19 protein-coding genes are annotated in these 20,106 nt (G+C 68.4%); 15 read left to right on the top strand and 4 right to left on the bottom strand.

Translation table 11 applies throughout. The features are described 5' to 3' along the window. Nucleotides 1-72: 72 nt before the first annotated feature. The 13 genes from ACZYRS_RS30500 (at nt 73) to ACZYRS_RS30440 (ending at nt 14,280) form a co-directional block, all read left to right on the top strand. Nucleotides 73-378: a pilus assembly protein gene (locus ACZYRS_RS30500; RefSeq protein ID WP_198788325.1), complete on the top strand. Its 306-nt coding sequence runs from the start codon at nt 73-75 to the stop codon at nt 376-378. 57 nt (nt 379-435) lie between these two features. Then, nucleotides 436-2,343 carry a Tad domain-containing protein gene (locus tag ACZYRS_RS30495; protein ID WP_463422196.1) on the top strand — a complete coding sequence of 636 codons (1,908 nt, stop codon included), beginning with the start codon at nt 436-438 and terminating at the stop codon, nt 2,341-2,343. 16 nt (nt 2,344-2,359) lie between these two features. Further along, nucleotides 2,360-3,355, top strand: a complete 996-nt coding sequence (locus tag ACZYRS_RS30490; protein ID WP_463422195.1) for a hypothetical protein — start codon at nt 2,360-2,362, stop codon at nt 3,353-3,355. Beyond that, nucleotides 3,355-4,077 (top strand): hypothetical protein, encoded by a 723-nt coding sequence (locus tag ACZYRS_RS30485; protein ID WP_463422194.1) that lies wholly within the window; start codon nt 3,355-3,357, stop codon nt 4,075-4,077. The genes ACZYRS_RS30490 and ACZYRS_RS30485 overlap by 1 nt, the downstream gene beginning before the upstream one ends. Further along, the gene (locus ACZYRS_RS30480) at nt 4,074-4,301 is read left to right on the top strand and encodes a hypothetical protein (RefSeq protein ID WP_233102010.1); all 228 of its coding nucleotides are present in this window, start codon (nt 4,074-4,076) and stop codon (nt 4,299-4,301) included. The genes ACZYRS_RS30485 and ACZYRS_RS30480 overlap by 4 nt, the downstream gene beginning before the upstream one ends. 6 nt (nt 4,302-4,307) lie before the next feature. Next, a complete protein-coding gene (gene cpaB, locus ACZYRS_RS30475; RefSeq protein WP_463422193.1) occupies nt 4,308-5,267 on the top strand; it encodes a Flp pilus assembly protein CpaB in 960 nt (319 codons plus the stop codon). A gap of 65 nt (nt 5,268-5,332) precedes the next feature. Then, on the top strand, nt 5,333-6,937 hold the full coding sequence (locus tag ACZYRS_RS30470; RefSeq protein ID WP_463422192.1) for a type II and III secretion system protein family protein: 1,605 nt from the start codon (nt 5,333-5,335) through the stop codon (nt 6,935-6,937). Between the two features lie 12 nt (nt 6,938-6,949). Beyond that, the gene (locus tag ACZYRS_RS30465) at nt 6,950-8,593 is read left to right on the top strand and encodes an ATPase, T2SS/T4P/T4SS family (protein ID WP_463422191.1); all 1,644 of its coding nucleotides are present in this window, start codon (nt 6,950-6,952) and stop codon (nt 8,591-8,593) included. Continuing rightward, nucleotides 8,590-9,447 (top strand): type II secretion system F family protein, encoded by an 858-nt coding sequence (locus ACZYRS_RS30460; RefSeq protein ID WP_093436872.1) that lies wholly within the window; start codon nt 8,590-8,592, stop codon nt 9,445-9,447. The genes ACZYRS_RS30465 and ACZYRS_RS30460 overlap by 4 nt, the downstream gene beginning before the upstream one ends. A gap of 15 nt (nt 9,448-9,462) precedes the next feature. Then, nucleotides 9,463-10,353, top strand: coding sequence for a type II secretion system F family protein (locus ACZYRS_RS30455; protein ID WP_198788318.1), 891 nt, complete (start codon nt 9,463-9,465; stop codon nt 10,351-10,353). A 30-nt stretch (nt 10,354-10,383) separates the two neighbouring features. Next, nucleotides 10,384-10,725, top strand: a complete 342-nt coding sequence (locus ACZYRS_RS30450) for a DUF192 domain-containing protein (protein ID WP_042577057.1) — start codon at nt 10,384-10,386, stop codon at nt 10,723-10,725. A gap of 22 nt (nt 10,726-10,747) precedes the next feature. Next, on the top strand, nt 10,748-11,974 hold the full coding sequence (locus ACZYRS_RS30445; protein WP_463422190.1) for a TadE/TadG family type IV pilus assembly protein: 1,227 nt from the start codon (nt 10,748-10,750) through the stop codon (nt 11,972-11,974). Nucleotides 11,975-11,994: 20 nt separating this feature from the next. Continuing rightward, complete coding sequence (locus ACZYRS_RS30440) at nt 11,995-14,280, top strand: spermidine synthase (protein WP_463422189.1); 2,286 nt, start codon at nt 11,995-11,997, stop codon at nt 14,278-14,280. Between the two features lie 21 nt (nt 14,281-14,301). On the opposite strand, the gene ACZYRS_RS30435 is transcribed toward ACZYRS_RS30440, so the two are convergent. Together ACZYRS_RS30435 and ACZYRS_RS30430 are read right to left on the bottom strand one after the other, a co-directional pair. Then, entirely contained in the window at nt 14,302-15,204 is a 903-nt protein-coding gene (locus ACZYRS_RS30435; protein WP_463422188.1) for a BUD32 family EKC/KEOPS complex subunit, read from the bottom strand. Then, complete coding sequence (locus ACZYRS_RS30430; RefSeq protein ID WP_198788313.1) at nt 15,201-16,898, bottom strand: FMN-binding glutamate synthase family protein; 1,698 nt, start codon at nt 16,896-16,898, stop codon at nt 15,201-15,203. The genes ACZYRS_RS30435 and ACZYRS_RS30430 overlap by 4 nt, the downstream gene beginning before the upstream one ends. Nucleotides 16,899-16,954: 56 nt before the next feature. On the opposite strand from ACZYRS_RS30430, the gene ACZYRS_RS30425 reads away from it, so the two are divergent. Next, entirely contained in the window at nt 16,955-17,737 is a 783-nt protein-coding gene (locus ACZYRS_RS30425; RefSeq protein WP_198788312.1) for a UPF0149 family protein, read from the top strand. A 327-nt stretch (nt 17,738-18,064) separates the two neighbouring features. Next, on the top strand, nt 18,065-19,255 hold the full coding sequence (locus ACZYRS_RS30420) for an MFS transporter (protein WP_463422561.1): 1,191 nt from the start codon (nt 18,065-18,067) through the stop codon (nt 19,253-19,255). Here ACZYRS_RS30420 and ACZYRS_RS30415 read toward each other — a convergent pair. Continuing rightward, nucleotides 19,245-19,556: a GNAT family N-acetyltransferase gene (locus tag ACZYRS_RS30415; RefSeq protein ID WP_463422187.1), complete on the bottom strand. Its 312-nt coding sequence runs from the start codon at nt 19,554-19,556 to the stop codon at nt 19,245-19,247. The genes ACZYRS_RS30420 and ACZYRS_RS30415 overlap by 11 nt on opposite strands. Next, nucleotides 19,553-20,050 (bottom strand): nuclear transport factor 2 family protein, encoded by a 498-nt coding sequence (locus tag ACZYRS_RS30410; protein WP_463422186.1) that lies wholly within the window; start codon nt 20,048-20,050, stop codon nt 19,553-19,555. Before ACZYRS_RS30410 ends, ACZYRS_RS30415 begins: the two co-directional genes overlap by 4 nt. Between the last annotated feature and the right edge of the window lie 56 nt (nt 20,051-20,106).

The following is a 20,106-nucleotide window of genomic DNA, read 5'->3' as shown; positions in this document are numbered from 1 at the left end:
TGTATCGAACACGCGACGCAACCGTCCCTACGATCCGCCTGTTCTTTCAGCCACCTTTCAGGAACTTCTCCCATGCAAATCCATCGTCTGACCCAGTTGAGCAGCCAAATTGCCTCGAAGATCAAGATCCGCGGCCAAGGCATGACCGAGTACCTCGTGATCCTGGGCCTGATCGCCATCGCCGCGATCGCCGTGTTCAGCTTCTTCGGCCAGACCATGCGCAACCAGGTGGCCGGCATGGCCAAGGAAGTGGGCGGCCAGTCGGGCGCCACCGAAGTCACGAACGCGCAGACCGCGGCCGGCAAGGCATCGACCAACGCCCAGGTCAACATGAACATGAGCACGTACACCAAGGGCGGCGCGGACGCCACGAAGTAAGGCGCTTCCCGACGTCTTGACGCCTTGATGTTTTGACGGCCTGACCGACATCGCGCGATGCCCCCAGCCGCCGCCTCGCTCCCCCTGGCCCCTGCCGGCGCGTCCGCGCGCCGGCGCCAGTCGGGCCAGGCGATCGTGTACCTGGTGGCGATGCTGCCGATCATCTTCCTGAGCGTGCTGGTGGTCTACAACACGGCCACCGCAGCGCGCGAGAAGATGAAGCTGCAGAACACGGCCGACGCGGCGACCTACAGCGCGAACGTGCTCACGGCGCGCGCGCTCAACTACATGGCCTACACCAACCGCGCGATGGCGGCCAACGAGGCCAGCATCGCGACGCTGGCGAGCGCGCAGACCTCCATGGCCATGCTCATCACGAGCGCGGCCAACATCCAGGAGGGCCTGGTCGTGGCCGAGGCCATGAAGGGCATCCGCAACCTGGAGAGAAGCCGCATTCCCGTCGTGGGCTGGATCTACTTCTTCCAGTACCTGGGCAACATCGCCAAGGCGAACCGCCTGCAGCGCACGGCCGACCGCATCGCCGGTTTCGTGGAACCCTCGGCCAAGCCGCTGCAGATCGGCGCCGACATCCTTCGCGCGTTCAACCAGGGCATCTCGGCCAGCCAGGTCGCGATGCTCGTGGGCACCACGGCGCAGTTGCCGCAGCTGGTGAAGGACGTGGTCAATTCGAACGACCCCGACGCCTCGGTGCCGGCGGCCGAGACCGCGATCTTCGTCATCAAGTTCGTGGCCGACGTGGGCACGTATCTCAGGACCTACCACCAGTCGGGCAGCCTCTCGTTCGATGACGACGAGTTCAACGAGGTGCTGCGCTTCGCGCACGCTGCGCAGGCCACGCGCGACGACTGGACCAAGAACCGCCGCTTCCTGCCCAACGTTCTGGGCTGGGTCGCCTCGGGCATGTCCGGCGCCCTGCAGGGCATGATCTCCAGCAGCCCGACCTCGCCGCCGGGCTTCAGCGACATCACCGGCGACATGATGGGCGGCCTGCTCGAATGGAAGGGCGGCACCGAGCTGGTCGCCACCGAAGCTCCCGTGGGCGACGAGACCGGGCGCATCCGCTGGCAGTCGGCCGATTCGATCGAGATCAAGCTGCCCATCGGGGTGCTCTACACCGATCTCATCGGCGGCTGGGACGACATCCTGCGCGGCCGCTTCGGCCTGGGCGCGGGCGCCGCTGCAGCGGGCGGGCCCAACTACATGAAGAGCTGGGAAGGCCAGCGCCTGACGCTGCGCAGCTACGCCCGCGAGGGGCGCACCTACGGCGGCCTGAACGGCGAGATCGGCGACACCGCGTACATGGAGCGCGAATCCTTCGAGCGGGCCGCGCGCGACAGCAACGGCGAGATCCTGGTGGCCCCGCTGGCGGTGCTGGTGTTCAACGCCAAGCTGCACTACAGCCCGCGCACCGACATCGGCCTGGTCACCAAGAGCTGGGCGATGCCCCGCTTCACCGAGATCAAGGACCACCCACCGATGGTGGCCAACGAGTCGGACAACTGGCTCGCGGAGAACGGCTTCAAGGGCGCCAACCCGCTCAAGTGGGGCAAGAACACCGACAAGGGCCCGGCCTTCACGCTCGTGGTGCAAAAGGGCGGCGACAAGGTGCGCACGGGCGAGGTCGCCGGCTTCGGCAACTCCGCGGCCGACGGCAAGGCGGGCCTGCGCGACAACTTCCAGGGCCGCGAGATCAAGGCGCTGTCGACCTCGCAGGTGTACTTTCGCCGGCCGCAGGACCGCTGGGCGCGCCGCGACAACGCGGTGGCCGACCCATCGACGATCGGCAAGTACAACGTGGGCTTCGCCGGCGGCTACATCGAGCACCGCAGCCTCTTCAGCCCCTACTGGCACGTGCACAACGTGGAGCCCTCGCTGTGGGCGCGCGCCATCGCCATGGGCGGCACGGCCGTCGGCGGCTCGGCCGACGAAGACAACGGCAACTGATGAAGAAAGCCCGCGCATGACCCGCCCGCATCGACGCCCGTCCGGAGGCCTGGCGCGCGCGAGCGCTGCCGCCGCTTCCACCGGCCACGCGATGGTCGAGACCCTGCTCGTCGTGACCTTCGCGGCCGTCACGCTGGCCGCGATTCCGGCCATCGCCGAATACGGCACCAAGCGCATGCAGACCGTGGCCGCCGCCAAGCTGGTGGCCTGGCAGCGCACCGTGTGGATGCCGGAAGAACAAGGCATCACCGCCGCGGAAGCCAAGGGCGCCTCGGGTGCCATCAAGAAGACCGATGCGGAGGTCACGCGCGACCTGCGCCGCCACATCTTTCGCGACCGCTCGGCGCCCGGCATCTCCATCCACGCCGCGGACATCGCCGAGTTCGAGCCGATGCTGCCGGCCATCGACCAGCGCACCACGGCGGTCACCGCATCGAGCACGGCCGCGCCCATGCCGTCGCTGCTCAATGCGAGCGACGTGGTGTTCGACGGCATCCGGGTGGCGCAGGCTGCGCTCGGCGCCAACGCCATCACCGGGCCGCTGGGCAAGTTCCAGATGGTGAGCAGCGGGTACCTGCGCCACGAGGTGAAGGTGAGCCAGACCTACACCAAGTTCAAGGACGTTCCCGCGCTGGACATGAGTGAGCAGGTCACCATGCTCACCGAGGCCTGGAACGCCGGCGGCACGAACCGCGAGGAATCCAAGATCCAGGGCCTGGTGCCGATGAAGCTGCTGGACGGCGCCTTCTACCAGCAGCTGCGCGGCGGCATGCACCAGACGGCCTACCAGATCAAGCAGATCTTTCCGGCCTTCGACATGAACAACCTCACCATGGGCTTCACGCCGGGCGATGCGCTGGAGAAGACGCCGCTGGACCGCTTCGAGCGCATCCCGCCCGAGGCGACCGGCGAGACCGGCGGCGACGGCGAGGCGAACGGCGGCAGCGTGAAGGACCACTTCCGCTACTACCGCGCCTTCCCGCCGACCCCCGTGGTCAACACGCTGCCCTGATGAGCCTGCCCGCGCCGTTTCTGCGATGGATGCTCGCCGCCGCGTGGCTGTGCCTGTGCGGTGCGGCCGCAGCGGCGCCGCCGCAGCGCGACTGGCCCGCGATTCCGTCCCCCGCGAGCGCCAAGACCTTCTGGATCGCCGAGTACATCGAGCAGAACACCATCCCCATGCAGATCCGCGGCATCGAGTCCAAGGACCCACTGGAGGTCGTCTCGCGCTTCTACGAAAAGTGGCTGGCCGACAAGGCAGGCTACGGCGTGAGCAATGTCGGCCCGATGCGCGTGCTCGGTGCGCGCTTCGGCCTGTACCAGGTCACCGTGCAACTGCGCGCGCGGCCCGAAGGCACGGCGGGCCGGCTGGTGGCGGCGGTGATGTACGACGAGGTCCAGAGCGAGCAGGCGCTGCGCGAGCGCGCCGAGCGCATCGGCAAGGGCTTCCCGCGCCCGGCCGGCTCGCAGGTGGTCTCGGACACGCTCTCCTACGACGAGGGCCAGCGCAACCGCACCATCGTCATCACCAACAACGTGAGCGTGGAGACCAACGCGCTCTACCTGCGCGAACAGATGATCCGCCTGGGCTGGACGCTGCAGCAGGACCGCACCGTCGATGGCGGCACGCGCTCGGCGCTGGTGTTCCGCCGCAACAGCGAGGAGATGGTGGTGACCATCTCCAAGCGCGACGACGGCTACTTCATCGTGGCCAGCCAGACCACGCCGGAATGAGCGCGACCGACATGCGTGCACGCCGCCATCGTTCTCACCGTTCTTCTTCCCGCCGCGCCCAGCGCGGCCAGGTCATCGCCGAATACGTGATCGTCGCCGGCATCCTGGCCGTGATGCTGTTCGCCACCTTCCCGGGCGCCGACCGCTCGGTGATCGGGCTGCTCATCAAGGCCTTCCGCGACGCCTGGTCGACCTACTCGTACACCCTTTCCTATCCTTTGTAGCCAGGCATGAAATCATCTCCGGGACTCCTCAAGTTCAAGCAAAGCGTCAAACGGCTGTCCCCCCTGATCGGTGCCCTGATGCTGGGTCTCCTGGCCGCGGGCCTGGGCTGGTACTACCTTCGGGCCAGCGAGCGCGAAATCGCCGCGAGCCTGGAGAAAGACGCCGACAGCCAGCGCCGCGACGTGGTCGTGGCGCGCCAGCCGCTGGCCGACGGCACCACCGTGCTGCCGAACATGGTGGCCAAGCGCTCGGTGCCCAACGAGTACGTGCACAACGACGCGCTCACGCCCGAGACCTTCGCGCAGTTCTCGGGCCGCCAGCTCTCGGTGCCGGTGGCCGCCGGCAAGCCGCTGCTCGCGTCGTTCTTCTCGGCGCCGCGCAAGGTGTTCGCGCAGGAGATCGAGCAGGGCGTGCGCGCCATCACCATTCCGGTGGACGAGATCAGCTCCATCTCGGGCATGCTGCGCGCGGGCGACCGCATCGACTTCATGTACGTGGTCGAGAAATCCGCGGCCAACGATCCCTCGGTGGTGATTCCGCTGCTGCAGGACGTGGAGGTGCGCGCCACCGGCCAGATCACCTCGGAGCAGTTCGCCGCGATGCGAAAGCGCTCCGACGTGTCGGCCGACACCGACCCCTACGCGCAGCAGCGCTACTCCACGGTGACCGTGGCGATCCAGCCGCAGGACGCGCAGAAGCTCATCCTGGCGCAGCGCCTTGGCAAGATCATCGCCACGCTGCGGAACCCCGAGGACCGCGCCACCATGACCAGCGGCGTCGACGCGGTCGACCTGGACGCCATCGTGGCTGGCTTCAGGCCGCAGCGCTCGCATGCGATGGCCGTGGCCAGCGGACCCTCGGGCCCGAGCGTCGAATACATCGTCGGCGGCACCGGCAGCCGCGGCGCGCCGCCTGCGCCCGGCCTGGGTGCCGCGCTGCCCACCGGCGGCGCGTTGCCGCGCTGAAGTCCTGCCGCCCCGAACGTTGCCCCGCGGGGCGCACCCGTTTTACTGATCTCCAGAAAAGTTCGATGAACCTCAAGCGATGCACCTTGGCAGCGACGGCGCTGTGTCTTGTTTTCCAGGCCGAGGCGCAGGGTCCGTACCCCGGCGCGCCGGCGGCATCGCCCGTGCCGCTGGGCACCGTGGCACCCGCGCCTGCCCCGGCGTTCGCGTCGCCGGGCGGACCGGCGACATCTCGCCCCGCCGAAACTTCGCCGGGCATCCGCCCGCCCGCGCCGCCGCCGCCGGCCGCCATCACCGAGGCCGAACTGCAGCGCATCGCCGCGCGCGCCACCGTGATGCAGCGCCTGCCGGAGGCGCTCACGCTCTATGTCGGGCAGATGGTGCTGGTCAAGATGCCGGGCGTCTCGCGCGTGGCCATAGGCAACGGCAAGGTGCTGGAGGCGCGCGTGCTGGACGGCGCGAACATGCTCATCACCGCGCAGGACGCGGGCGACAGCACGCTGCATGTCTGGGACAAGAACGGCACCGTGCGCAAGCTCAAGGTGCGCGTGAACGTGGTGGACCTGGACCGCATCGCCGACGAGCTGCGCGAGATCACGCGCGGCATCTCGGGCGTGAACATCCGCCGCATCGGCGAGCGCATCATCATGGACGGCAACAGCCTGGACCCGGCCGCGGTGGAGCGCCTGAACACCGTGGCCCAGTTGTATGCGCCCGCGGTGGTGTCGCTGGCCACGGCCGACCGCATCCGCGTGGACCGCATGGTGGACATCCAGGTGCGCATCGTCGAATTCAGCAAGACCGCGCTCGATGACCTGGGCGTGCGCTGGCAGAGCTCGGGCGACGGCTTCAACTTCGGCCTGTTCTCGGACATCGCCTCCAGCGGCAGCTACCGCATCCTGCCCGATGGCTCGGCCTTCAACACCTCCACGCCGCAGGGCACGGCGTTGCTGGGCCAGAACCGGCGCATGCCCGAGGCGTACTTCGGCATCGGCCTGAGCCTCACCTCGCGCATCAACCTGCTGGTGCAGCGCGGCAATGCCTTTTTGCTCGCTTCGCCCAACCTCTCGACCCGCAGCGGCGGCGAGGCCAAGTTCCTGGCCGGCGGCGAGATCCCGTTGCCCGCGCTCAGCACGCAGGGCGCGGGCTCGGTGGAGTTCAAGCCCTACGGCGTGCGGCTGAACATCAAGCCCATCGCCGACGGCGAGGGCAACGTGTCGGGCAGCATCCTCACCGAGGTGAGCAGCATCGACCGCAGCGTCGCGGTGCAGGGCATTCCAGGTCTTCTCATCCGGCGCACCGACACCGAGTTCAACGTGAAGGCCGGCGAGACCATCGTGCTGTCGGGTCTCTTGAGCCGCGAATCGACGCGCTCCAGCGACGGCGTGCCGGGCCTGCGCAAGGCGCCGATCATCGGGCGCGCCTTCCGTGCGGACAACGACACCGACAAGGAACAGGAAGTGGTGGTGTTCATCACGCCGCGCGTGGTCGTCCCGGCGGACAGCCGCTCGCGCATCGAGCGCTCGCGCCAGCTCGAGCAGGACGTGGGAAGCAACTTCGGCACGCTGACCGAGGACAAGTCGGACCCGTACGGTTCGCGTCCGCCGCCCGCCGCCGCGGACATCGGCGGCATTCCCGCCGGCACGCCCGGCCAGCCTGTCGCCCCTTGAGATAGCGCCACCATGCACAAGGTCTTCGTCAATTCCCCGCAGCAGGTCGTGCGCGAGATCCCGATCGACGTCGCGGAACTCCAGGTCGGCAAGGATGCCGGCAACCACATCGTGCTCTCGGGCTGGAACGTCGCCAAGCTGCACGCCCAGTTCGTTCTGCACGACGAGGAGGTGTTCGTGCAGGACCTGGGCAGCCTCTTCGGCACCTGGGTCGACGGCAACCGCGTGACGCGCTTCGGCCCGATGAAGGGCGGCGAGGAAATCATCATCGGCGGCCACACGCTGGTGGTGTCGATCGATATGGCGCTCCAGCCCGCGGGCGTCGATCCGCAGGAGGCGGCCGAAGCCGCGCAGTACGCCGAGGCGGCGCTCGCCATCGAGGACCCGCTCCTGCAATGGCGCCGCTCGCTGCACCGCACGCTGCTCCAGCAACTGGACAACCGCCGCATCGACACCGCGCAGATGAAGGACGAGGAGCTGCGCTCGAACATCCGCGCGCTGATCGCCGAGATCATCCGCGACACGCGCGACATGCCGCCCGAGCTGGACCGGGCGCTGCTGAGCCAGCAGCTGCTGGACGAAGCCATCGGCCTGGGCCCGCTGGAGGTGCTGCTGAAAGACGAGAGCGTGACCGAAGTGATGGTCAACCGCTTCGACGAGATCTGGATCGAGCGCGCGGGGCGGCTGGAGCGCACCAACGTCGCCTTCACCAGCAACATCGCGGTGCTCGGCGCCATCGAGCGCATCGTGACGCCGCTGGGCCGGCGCATCGACGAGAGCTCGCCGATGGTGGATGCGCGCCTGAAAGACGGCTCGCGCGTGAACGCGATCATTCCGCCGCTCGCGCTGCGCGGGCCCAGCGTCACGATCCGGAAATTTCCGAAGAACCGCATGGGCCACGAGGGGATGATCCGCACCGGCTCCATCACCGCGCAGATGGTGGACTTCATGCGCATCGCGGTGGAGGAAAAGCTCAACATCATCGTCTCGGGCGGCACGGGCACCGGCAAGACGACGCTCCTGAACATGGTGTCGAACTTCATTCCGTCCAACGAGCGCATCGTGACCATCGAGGACGCGGCCGAGCTTTCGCTCGGCCAGCCCAACCTGGTGTCGCTCGAATCGCGGCCGGCCAACATCGAAGGCAAGGGCGCCATCGCGATCCGCGACCTGGTGCGCAACTCGCTGCGGATGCGGCCCGACCGCATCGTGGTGGGCGAGTGCCGCGGCGGCGAGGCGCTGGACATGCTGCAGGCCATGAACACCGGCCACGACGGCTCGCTCACCACGCTGCACAGCAACTCGCCGCGCGATGCGATGTCGCGGCTGGAGGTGCTGGTGACCATGGCGGGCATGAACATCCCGGTGGCGGCGATCCGCGAGCAGATCGCCTCGGCCGTGGACCTGATCGTGCAGCTCACGCGCTTTCCGTGCGGCAGCCGCAAGGTCACGCAGATCACCGAGATCACGGGCTTCGCCGACGGCACGATCCAGATGCAGGACGTGTATGCCTTCCGCAAGACCGGCGTGGACGAGACGTTCAAGACCGTCGGCCATTTCACCGCGGCGGGCACCGTGCCCGAGTTCTTCACGCGCCTGCAGGAGCACGGCCTGAAGCTGGACCTGGAATACCTCTTCGGGGAGACCGTGCCATGAAGGGAATGATCCTCCTGGCCTCCGTGCTCTGCGGCATGGGCTTCATCACGCTGTGCGGCTACCTGCTCCTGCAGCGCTCGCCGGAGCTGGTGGGCAAGATGATGTCCAAGCTGCAGGCGAGCGGCCGCCGCACGCTGAACCTGTCGGAGTTCCAGGCGCAGCACGCGGTCGCGTTCGCCTCGGGGCACGCCTTTCTGGTGGCGCTGTGCGGTGCGATCGGCTGGCTCATCTCGGGCAACCTGATCGGCGGCGTGGTGGCGGCGGTGGTGCTCTACCTCTTGCCCGCGCGCTGGTTCGCATGGCAGCGCAAGAAGCGCCGCCAGCAGATCGAATCGGAACTGCCCGATGCGCTGCTCTTCATTGCCAGTGCGCTGCGCGCGGGCAGCGCGCTTTCGGTGGCCATCCAGGTGCTGGTGCGCGACCAGGTGGGGCCGCTCGGCCAGGAGTTCGGTCTGGTGCTCAAGGAGCAGCGCCTGGGCGTGAGCTTCGACGATGCGATCCAGAAGATGTCGCAGCGCCTGGGCATTCCCGACTTCGTGCTGGTGGTGGTGGCGCTGCGCGTCTCCAAGGAAGTGGGCGGCAATCTCTCGGAGCCGCTGCAGGTGCTGGCCGAGACGCTGCGCCGGAAGGCCATTCTCGAAGGGCGCATCAAGGCGCTCACCGCGCAAGGCCGCATCCAGGGGCTGGTGATGACGCTCTTTCCGCTGCTGCTGATGGGCGTGCTGTACCTGATGCAACCGACGATGGGGCTCCTCTTCTCCACGACGATCGGCTGGGTCGTGCTGACGGTGATCGCCATCATGCTGATGCTGGGCTACGCGATGATCCGCAAGATCGTGGCGATCGACATCTGAAGATCCGGGATTGCCATGCGCTCGCTGATCCTCCTGGCCATCATCTTCCTGTGCGCGACCACGGGCGTGATCCTGCTGCTCTACATGATCTCGCTGATCCGCAAGGCCCGGCCTTCGGAGCGCACCCACATGGACCCGCTGCCGCGCATGCTGCGGCTGGTGTGGCCGGTGGTGAACATCCTGCAGTTCCATGTCTCGGAGATCGCGCCCACCTCGATGCTGGTCAAGCGAAAGCGCCAGCTGCAGCTCGCGGGCCTGGAGTTCGTGCTCAAGGCCGAGGAGTTCATCGCGGTGCAGTGCGTCTCGATGCTCGTGGTGGCCGCGCTCGGCCTCTGGACCGCGGGCCTGCTCGATGCGATGGCGGGCACCAAGATCTGGGTCACGCTGGCATCGTGCGTGACGGGGTGGCTCTACCCGGTGATGTGGATGCGCGACCGCCGCAAGCGCCGCGAGAAGGACATCCTGCGCACGCTGCCCGGCTACCTGGACATGATCACGCTGTGCTGCCAGGCGGGCCTGAGCCTGACGGGCGCGATCGCGCAGGCGGTGCAGAAGGGCCCCGGCGGCGCGCTCGGCCAGGAATTCGACCGGATGATGCGCGAGATGCGCACCGGCGCGAGCCGCATGGACGCGCTCAATGCGCTGGCCGACCGGCTGGACAACAAGCACATCAAGAGCCTGGTGTCGAACCTCACGCAGGCCGAGTCGCTGGGCGCGAGCCTGGCCGACACGCTCTCGGCCATTTCGGACCAGCGCCGCACCGAGCGCTTCCAGATGGCCGAGAAGCTCGCGATGGAGGCGCCCGTGAAGATGATCGGGCCGCTGGTGATCTTCATCTTCCCGGTGACCTTCATCATCATTTTCTTCCCGCTGGTGATGCAGTTCCTCGAAACCCAGAACCACTGATCCCCACCCACTCGACACATTGAATCGCCGATGCGCATCGTCTCCCTCCGCTCTCCCCAGGCCCAGCCCTTCGGTCCCGTGCGCGTGGCCGAACGCGGCTGGGACCGCACGCGCGGGCTGCTCGGCCGGCCGCGCCTGGCCGCGAGCGAGGGCCTCCTGATCATGCGCTGCAGCTCGGTGCACACGGTGGGCATGCGCTACCCGATCGATGTCGTCTTTCTCGATCGGCACGGCGGCATCGCGCGCGTGGTCGAGAGCCTGCGCCCGATGCGCATGGCCATGTGCCTGGGCGCGGCCAACGTGCTCGAACTGGCCGCGGGCCAAGCGAGGCGGCTCGCGCTGCGTCCGGGGTTGAAGTTGTCGGGCTGGTAACCACACACAGAGGAGAACAGCAATGCATTCCACTCTTGAGCAAAACCAGAAGCGCCGCCTCGCATGGCCCCGTCGCAGCCACCGCGGCCAGCGCGGCCAGCGCGGCGTCTCCATGACCGAGACCATGATCGCGCTGCCGGTGCTGATCCTGTTCGTGATGTGCGTGGTGCAGTTCGGGCTCATCTACCGCGCGCGCCTCACGCTGGAGTACGCCGCGCACGAAGCGGCGCGCGCGGGGTCGCTGAACAACGGCATGCCGTTGCCCTTCATCTTTCGCATCGGCAACTCGACCACGCCGGGCCTGTCCACGCTCAACAGCGCGGCGCTGGAGCTCACCACCAATGCGCTCACGCGCGGCAGCGTGTGGCAGGGGCTGGTCAAGGGGATGATGCCGCTCAACGTGCGCGACGCCAGCGTGGGCGGCATGTTCAAGGGCTGGATCGACACCAACACCGACCTGATCGAGTCGGCCTGCATCGAGTACCTGAACCCCACGCAGACCACCTTCATCGACTGGGCGTTCATCGAGAACTTCGGCGAGAACCGCTGGATCATGCAGATCCCCAACGACACCATGCGTTACCGCAAGCCCCTGCCCTACGACTTCAAGGCCAAGGCCATGAGCACCACGGTCGGCATCGGCGATCCGCTGCCGCCCGACGCGGAACTGCGCGGCAATGTGTCGAACAAGACGCTGGGCGAGTCGAGCGTGCTGCACTTGCGCGTGCACTACGGCTATCGCCTGGGGATTCCGGTGGCCAACAAGATCATCCTCACCGCGCTCAAGGGCTACCAGTTCGTGGGCGAGGCGTGGTTCAAGCTCATGTCGGTCGATGGCGCCACCGCGCCGGGCACCGATTTCCGTCTCAACCAGCTCGATGCCTACTACATCGCCAACGGCAAGATTCCGCTCGCCGCCGACGGCGTGGTGGGCATGGAGTCGCCGATGTACTGGCACCCGTTCTATTCGTTCGGACCCAAGAGCGACCGCAGCATCGACCTGCAGTGGGACCCGGCGTGGAGCAACAATACGGGCATCAACGTGCTGGAGAAGCCGCAGGACGCCATGACCAACATCTTTGCTTTCGTGCGCAACAACAGCACCGAGTGGGCCTCGCAGCTTTTGGCGCGCGGCGTCGATGCGCTGGCCGACAAGGTGGGCGACGGCAACTCCTTCTGCCCGGCCATCTGGGACGCCTCGGTCAAGGGGCAGCTGGACAAGGTGCCGAACCCGGGCACAGCGCCCTGATGCGCGAGGCCGCGGACGCAATGCCTGTTGCGCATGTTGCGCACGATGTGGGCGCATCGGAAGCGCCGCGCGGCGCCGGCGCGCTGGCGCTCTGCGCCTCGACCATCTTCGTCTCGGCTTTCCTGCTGTTCCTGGTCCAGCCGCTGATCGCGCGGCAGATCCTGCCGTGGTTCGGCGGCTCGGCCGCGGTGTGGACGCTGTGCCTGGTGTTCTTCCAGGTGGTGCTGCTCCTGGGCTATTTCTACGCCGACTGGCTCTCGCGCCGCCCGCTGCGCATGCAGGCCGTCGTGCATGCGCTCCTCTTGCTCGCGGCCTGCGCGATGCTGCCGGTGATTCCCGATGCGGCGTGGAAGCCGACGGGGCAGGGCGACCCCTCGGCCGGTGTGCTCGCGGTGCTGGCAGCCACCATCGGGCTGCCCTACCTGGCGGTGTGCACCACCGGGCCGCTGGTGCAGAGCTGGGTCGCGCGGCTGCATGCGGGCGATGCGCCGCGGCAGGCGAAGGTCTACCGGCTGTTCGCGCTGTCGAACCTCGCGGCGTTGGCGGCGCTTGTCGTGTATCCCTTCGTGCTGGAGCCGGTGTTCGCGCTGCGCGCGCAGGCCGTGGCGTGGTCGGTGGGCTTCGGGCTGTTCGCGGTACTGGCGATCGTGTCGGTGGTGGCCGTCGGCAAGGCGCGACCCACGCAGACTGCTGCGGAAGCGGTCGCAAGCGCTGCGTCGCCAGCGCCCCTGTCGTGGTCCGAGCAACTGCTGTGGCTGGTGCTGGCCGCGCTCGGCACGGTCGCGCTGCTGGCGGTGTCGGCCTTCATCACGCAGGACATCGCCTCGGTGCCGATGCTGTGGATCGTGCCGCTCGCGCTGTACCTCTTGAGCTTCGTGCTGTGTTTCGACAGCGACTTCTGGTACCGGCGCCGGCTCTTCTGGCCCGCGGTGGTGGTGCTCACGCCGGTGATGGGCTGGTACCTGAACACGCCGCAGCGGTCGCTCCCGATCGCCGCGGCCATCGGCCTGTACTGCGCGGGGCTCTTCGCGATCTGCATGTTCGCCAACGGCGAGCTCGCACGCGCGCGGCCCGGACCCGCGCGGCTCACGCGCTTCTACCTGCTGCTGGCATTGGGCGGCGCGGTGGGCGGCATCTTCGCGGGCGTGGTCGCGCCGCATTTCTTCAACGGCTACTGGGAGCTGCCCGCGAGCCTGGCCGCGCCGGGGCTGATCATGCTGTGGCTCGTGCGCGGGCGCCAGCAGTGGGTGTGGTTCGCCTTCGCGCTCGCCGTCGTGGTGGGGTTCGCGGCGTTCCTGCGGATGGACGCGGTCTCGGTGTCCAACAACGTCTTTCACGCATCGGTCGCGGCGCTCACCTGCTTCGCGGCGGGCTACGGCGCATGGCGCGCGCGTTCATGGGCCGCGGGCGCGGGCCTGGCGGGTGCGCTGGCCGCGGGGGCGGTGGCCTGGCTCTCGATCGCGAGCGTGCTCGAGGCCGACAACCGCACAGTGCTGCGCGTGCGCAACTTCTACGGCGCGCTGCGCGTGGAGCAGTTCGGCATTCCGGGTGGCCTCACCGCGTCGCGCCGGCTGATGCACGGCGTGATCTCGCACGGCGAACAGCTGCAGGGCGCGGTGCAGCGGCGCCTGCCGAGCACCTACTACGGGCCGAAGTCGGGCGCCGGATTGGCGCTGCTCACGAACCGCAGCCAGACGCAGCGCGTGGGCGTGATCGGCCTGGGCGTGGGCACGCTCGCGGCCTTCGGGCGCAGCGGCGACACCTACCGCTTCTACGAAATCAACCCGCGCGTGACAGAGGCCGCGCGCTCGCATTTCACTTATCTCGCCGATTCGCCGGCGACCGTCGAGGTGGCGCAGGGCGATGCGCGCCTCCTGATGCAGCAGGAGCTCGATGCGCACGGCTCGCAGCGCTTCGACGCGATCGTGGTCGATGCCTTCTCGGGCGATGCGATCCCGATGCACCTGATGACGCGCGAGGCGCTGGCGCTGTACCGCCAGCACCTGCTGCCCACGGGCGTGATCGCCTTTCACATCAGCAACCGGCACCTGCTGCTCGCGCCGGTGGTCAAGCGCCTGGCCGAGGACGCGGGCATGCAGGCGCTGCGCGTGCACTTCGAGCCCGCGCCCGGCAATGCCACGCTGGAACACTCCTCGGAGTACGTGCTGCTGACGAACGACGCGCGCTTCCTGCAGGATGCCGCCGTGCGCGAGCGCGGCGAGGCCATCGATGACGCGGGCGTCAAGACGTGGACCGACGACCACAGCAACCTGCTGGGCGCACTGCGCTGGACGGTCAAGCCCTGAACTGAAGAAGAGAAAGAAGGGTCAGGCGCTCGCGTCGTGCCAGCGCCCGAGCAGCCGCGCCACCGCGCGCACGCGCTGCGTGTCGCGGCCCCAGCGGCGGCTGGCGGGCAGCTTGCGCGCCCACTTCATGCGCCGCGCCGCATTCGCGATGCGCTCGCGCACCTCTTCGTTCACCGTGGCGAGCGCCGCGTGCCAGTGCTGGCCGGCGGCCTGCGGCGCGGCGGCCTCGAGCATCATGGCCGTGGAGTGCAGGTAGCTGAGCCAGTCGCGCGCCTGGCATTCGGCCAGCGTCATGACCTCGGCGGGGTCGTCCTCGAAATCGATGTAGCCGATCACGCCGTCGGGGCACTGCACGAGGTTGCGGTCGAAGGCCTGGCTCAGGTGCTGGCCGCGCACGTGCACGGCCGCGATGGCGGCGAGACCTTCGCGCCACACGGCGAGCAGCGCGGCGGGGCCTGCCGCAGCGGCCTGGTCCAGGCGCTCTTGCAGCACGACGGTGGCACGGCCGCTTTCGCCGAGGTCGGAAATCAGGAGGCCATCGGGCTGCTGCGCCAGCACCGTCGGCACGCGCAGGCCCGCGGCCGCGAGCTGCTTCAGGCGCCGCGCTTCAGTGGCGATGGCGGCTTCGCCGCCGGGGTTGGGCACCGGCTTGATGATGTCCAGCCGCGCCATGCGCGCGACCGCCGCCATCACGCGGTAGCCCCACTTGCCGTGGCGCGGTCCGGCCTTCTTGAGCCACACGCGCTCGCTGCCCAGGCGGTGGCTGGCCACGTTCTTCTCCTGCTTCGGAAGCGTGAGGCGAAGGAACTCGGCGTAGTCGCCGGGCGATGGGGGCGTGTGCAGCGCGTCGAGCGGCGCCGGCGCCGAAGCCGCGCCTTTCGCGCTGTGCAGGCGCGTCGAAGCGCCTCGTCTCAGTGGATTCATGCGGCCATTGCAAAGCCCGGAACGAGGCCATAAGGCCCCTGCGTCACAGGCTGGAAACTCTCGGCACTGGCCAGCGGCCAGTAGGTACGGAAGACATTGTGCTGCGCGTCCAGCGGCCCGAGCAGCGCACCCGGCTGCACCTGCATCACCAGGTTGCTCAGGAGGCGCACCTCGGTGTCGGAGATGCGGCGCACGATGTGGTGAGCGGTGATCTGCTGCGGATGGTCCAGCCCCGCGGCCTGCACCAGCTCCTGCAGCGCATGCAGCGTGCTGCGGTGGAAGTTGCGCACCCGGTCGGCCTTGGTCGGCACCACCAGCGCCTGCTGGCGCAGCGGGTCCTGCGTGGTCACGCCCGTGGGGCAATGGCCGGTGTGGCAGCTCTGCGCCTGAATGCAGCCCAGCGCCATCATGAAGCCGCGCGCCGCGTTGCACCAGTCGGCGCCCAGCGCCATCATGCGGGCCACGTCGAAGGCGGTGATCACCTTGGCCGCGCAGCCGATCTTGATGCGGTGGCGCAGGTTCACGCCGATGAGCGTGTTGTGCACGAGCAAGAGGCCCTCTTGCAAGGGCGCGCCCACGTGGTCGCTGAACTCCACCGGCGCCGCGCCCGTGCCGCCCTCGGCGCCGTCCACCACGATGAAGTCGGGCGTGATGCCCGTGGCCTGCATCGCCTTGACGATGCCGAACCATTCCCACGGATGGCCGAGGCAAAACTTGAAGCCCGTCGGCTTGCCGCCCGAGAGCTCGCGCAGCTTCGCGACGAAATGCATCATCTCGGTTGGCGTGGAGAACGCGCTGTGCGAGGAGGGCGAGATGCAGTCCACGCCCACCGGCACGCCGCGCGCGGCGGCGATTTCGGGCGTGACCTTGGGGGCGGGCAGTACGCCGCCGTGGCCGGGCTTGGCGCCCTGGCTCAGCTTGATCTCGATCATCTTCACCTGCGGGTCGCGCGCGTTGGCGGTGAAGCGCTCGGCGTTGAAGGTGCCGTCGTCGTTGCGGCAGCCGAAGTAGCCCGAGCCGATTTCCCAGATCAGGTCGCCGCCGTGCACCCGGTGGTGCTGCGAGATCGAGCCCTCGCCGGTGTCGTGCGCGAAGCCGCCCATCTTGGCGCCCTGGTTGAGCGCGAGGATCGCGTTGGCCGACAGCGCGCCGAAGCTCATTGCCGAGATATTGAACACGCTGGCGTTGTACGGCTGCGTGCAGACCTGTGCGGGGTTCGCGCCGACCGGCTGCGGCGTGCCGCCGATCACGATGCGGAAGTCGTGGTTCGCAAGCTTGGTCGGCTGCATCGAGTGGTTGATCCACTCGTAGCCCGCGATGGTCACGTTCAGCTGCGTGCCGAAGGGGCGGTTGTCCGGCTCGCCCTTGGCGCGCTGGTAGACCAGCGAGCGCTGCGCGCGCGAGAAGGGCGCCGCTTCGGAGTCGCTCTCGATGAAGTACTGCCGCATCTCGGGGCGGATGAATTCGAGCAGAAAGCGCAGGTGGCCGATGACCGGGTAGTTGCGCAGGATCGCGTGGCGCGGCTGCCGCAGGTCGTGGATGCCGGTACCTGTGAGTACCGCGAAGACCACGACGCCGGTCCAGGCGAGCCAGAGGTGCGGCGACACCAGCCCGAAGGCCAGGCAGGCGACCAGGCCGACCACGCACAAGGCAAAGGCGCTGTAGCGCGCCGGAAACGGAATAATCGTGGGCATAGAAATAGATGACTCCGGGAGCCTGCTGCATCATAGAGGGCTGCCCCGAACCTGCCATGACGACTTCTCCCGACACCTCTTCTCCCCCCGCCCCCGCCCAGGAACCCTTGGGCCCCGACGATTTCGACGCCTTGGACACCGCGCTGGACGCCATGCGCGAGCACGACGAGGAAATCCCCCAGTGGGAGTTCTGCGAGGGCTTCATGGCCGCGCTGATCTGCACCCGCCGGCCCATCGCGCCCACCGAATACTGGCCCGTGCTGCTGGGCGACAGCTTCGTTGCCGCCCAGCACATGGAGTTCGTCTGGAACTGGAAGCGCCGCTGGCGCGAGATCGAGGAGGGCCTGGACGCCCCCGTCGAGACGCTGGACGACGAACGCAGCTGGCAGCCCGAGGTGCTCGACACCCGCGGCGCCATCGCCTCGCTGCCCGAGGAAGAGCGCGCCGAAGTGGCCGGCGAGGAGATTCCCTCGTTCGCCCAGGTCTGGGCGCTCGGCTTCATGTACGCGGTCGAGAACTGGCCCGAGGACTGGGCCACCCCGCGCGACAAGGACGCTGCGCAGATGCTGGACGACGCGCTCGACAACATCGTCGCGCTGACCGAAGACGACACCGCCAAGCCCACGCTCTCGATGTACAGCGACGACGCGCCGCCCAGCGTGAGCCAGCAGCGGCTGGACGACTTCGGCGCCGCCATCTGGGCGGTGTACGACCTGCGCCAGCTCTGGAAGAGCCTGGGGCCGAAGGTCGAGACGATCCGCAAGGAAGCGACGCCCGGTCGCAACGATCCTTGCCCCTGCGGCAGCGGCAAGAAGTACAAGAAGTGCCACGGTGAGTGACTGGGGGCTCCGTTCAGGGCGCGATCCCGCCGACGGGGTGCCTTGCTCCGCGAATGTCCCCCGGCCTTCGGCCTCCTCCTTTATTTCGCTGCGCAAGGCACCCCATCGGCGTGCTCGTCATGCAGTGCGGTCGTTGATCGGCCAGCACAACGACAGCGCCCTGTGTGCGCAGGGCATCGGGTGCTCCCCGCAGCGAAATCAAGGAGGAGGCGAAGCCGGGGGACATTCGCGGAGGGGAGTACCCGGTGGCCTGTGCACGCGCCCTGAACAAGAGCGCCCCCAATGACCCCCGCAGCAGAGCCCCTGACACCCCGCGCCGCCTGGGTCATGGTCCTCGCCCTGTGCGCAGGCGTCGCACTCAGCCAGGCTTTCCGCACAGTCGGCGCCATCATGGCGAGCCCGCTGCAGACGGATTTCAAGCTCTCCGCCCAGGCCCTCGGGATCTTCTCGGGGGCTTTTCATTTCGCGTTCGGCGCGATGCAGCTCTTCATGGGCATCGGCATCGACCTGCACGGCGTGCGCCGCACGGTGCTCGTGGCCTTTCCGATCGCCATCGCCGGCGCGCTGCTCTCGGCGGTGGCGTCCAACTACCTGGTGCTGGTCGCGGGGCAGGCGCTGATCGGCGTGGGCTGCGCGCCGGCCTTTCTGGTGTGCACCGTGTTCATCGCCAGGCACTTTCCGGCGGCGCGCTTCGCCACTGTCTCGGGCATGGTGCTGGCCATCGGCGGCATCGGCATGCTGGCCACCGGCACGCCGCTCGCGTGGCTGGTCCAGGCGTATTCGTGGCGCGCGGGGTTCCTCGTGCTGGCCGTTGCCGCGGCGCTCGCATGGCTCGCGATCTGGCACTGGGTGCACGAGCCCGCCTCGGCCGTGCCGCAGGTGAAAGAGTCGATTCCCGAGGCGATCCGCCAGTTCGGTGCCCTCTTCGCGATGCCGCACACGTTGGGCATCATGGTGCTCGGCGCGGTCACGTATGCCGCGTTCATTTCGCTGCGGGGCCTGTGGCTCGGGCCGCTGATGATGGAGCGCCACGGCTACTCGCTCGTGCAGAGCGGCAACGTCGCGCTCGCGGTGTCGGTGATCTCGCTCGTCGGTGCGCCGCTCTTCGGGCGGCTCGATCGCGACGGCGCCGCGCGCCGCCGCTGGATCGTGATCTGCGGGCTGGTCTACGCCGCGCTCTTCGCGCTCATCGCCGTGCTGCACTCGGCGTGGCTCGACATCTTCGGCATGGTGCTGATCGGCGTGCTCTCGGGCTTCATCGTGTGGCAGTACGCCGACGTGCGCGTGGCGTATCCCGTGACGCTCACCGGGCGCGCGATGGCCGTCTTCACGATGGCGATGTTCCTGGGCGTCGCGCTGATGCAGTGGGGCACCGGCGTCGCGGCTTCCATCGCCGCGGCGCATGGCGGCGATCCGCTCACCGCCGTGCTGGGCACCATCGCCACCTTGCTGGTGCTGGGCATCGCGGCCTTCGCGTGGCTGCCCGCGCCGAAGGCCGTGATGACCGTCAGATCTTGAAGGCGCGCTGAATGTCCGGCCGCACGAGGTCGGCGTATTCGCGGTGCTTGCGGATGTACCCCGCGATGAACTGGCACACCGGAATCACATGCAGCCCCTTCGTGCGCGCCTCGCCGAGCACATGCTTGGCGATGCCCGAACCCACGCCCTTGCCTTCGAATTCAGGCAGCACCTCGGTGTGCGTGAACATGATCGCGTCGGTCAGCAGGTTGTATTCGGCGTAGCCCGCGAGCTGGCCGCCGATGGTGGCTTCGTAGCGGTGGGCCGCTTCGTTGGAAGTGAAGACGATGTCGTTGCTCATGAGGGTTGGCTCGATAGAAATTTGGAAAGATTGCCGGCCGCCGTGGCGCGCACCTTCTTGCGCAGCATCGGCGTCCAGCCCAGCAGAAGGCCCGGCGTGCCGAGCGCCTGGCGCGACCAGGTCCAGAACGGAAACGTATCGCGGTGCGTGGCGATCAGCCCCTCGGGCGTGAAGGTGAAGCGCGCGTCGATGCTGTTGTCCACCAGCCTGCCCGTGGCGCTGAAGCGGTAGTGCGCGTCCCAGTGGGCGCTGCCCGTGGTGTCGTCGGCCTGCACGTCGCGAAAGCTCATGCGCCACACGTCCGCGCCCTTGGCCTTGGTGGCGGTGGCCAGCATGCGCCACATGCCGCCCACCTCGCGCCGCCCGCGCAGGGAAAAGGCCTCGTCGTCGAACGCCGCATCGGGCGCATAGCAGGCCTCCATGGTGGCGGCGTCGAGCTGGGCGAACGCGCTGTAGAAGCGCTCGATGGTCTGGGCATTGGTGGCTGCTGTCATGAGGCCTCTTGGAGTTTTGGGGAAGTCAGATCGACACCGGGACGTTGCGCGCGCGG

This window comes from Variovorax sp. AC194 (assembly GCF_979257995.1).
This window is presented reverse-complemented; position numbering and strand designations above follow the sequence as displayed.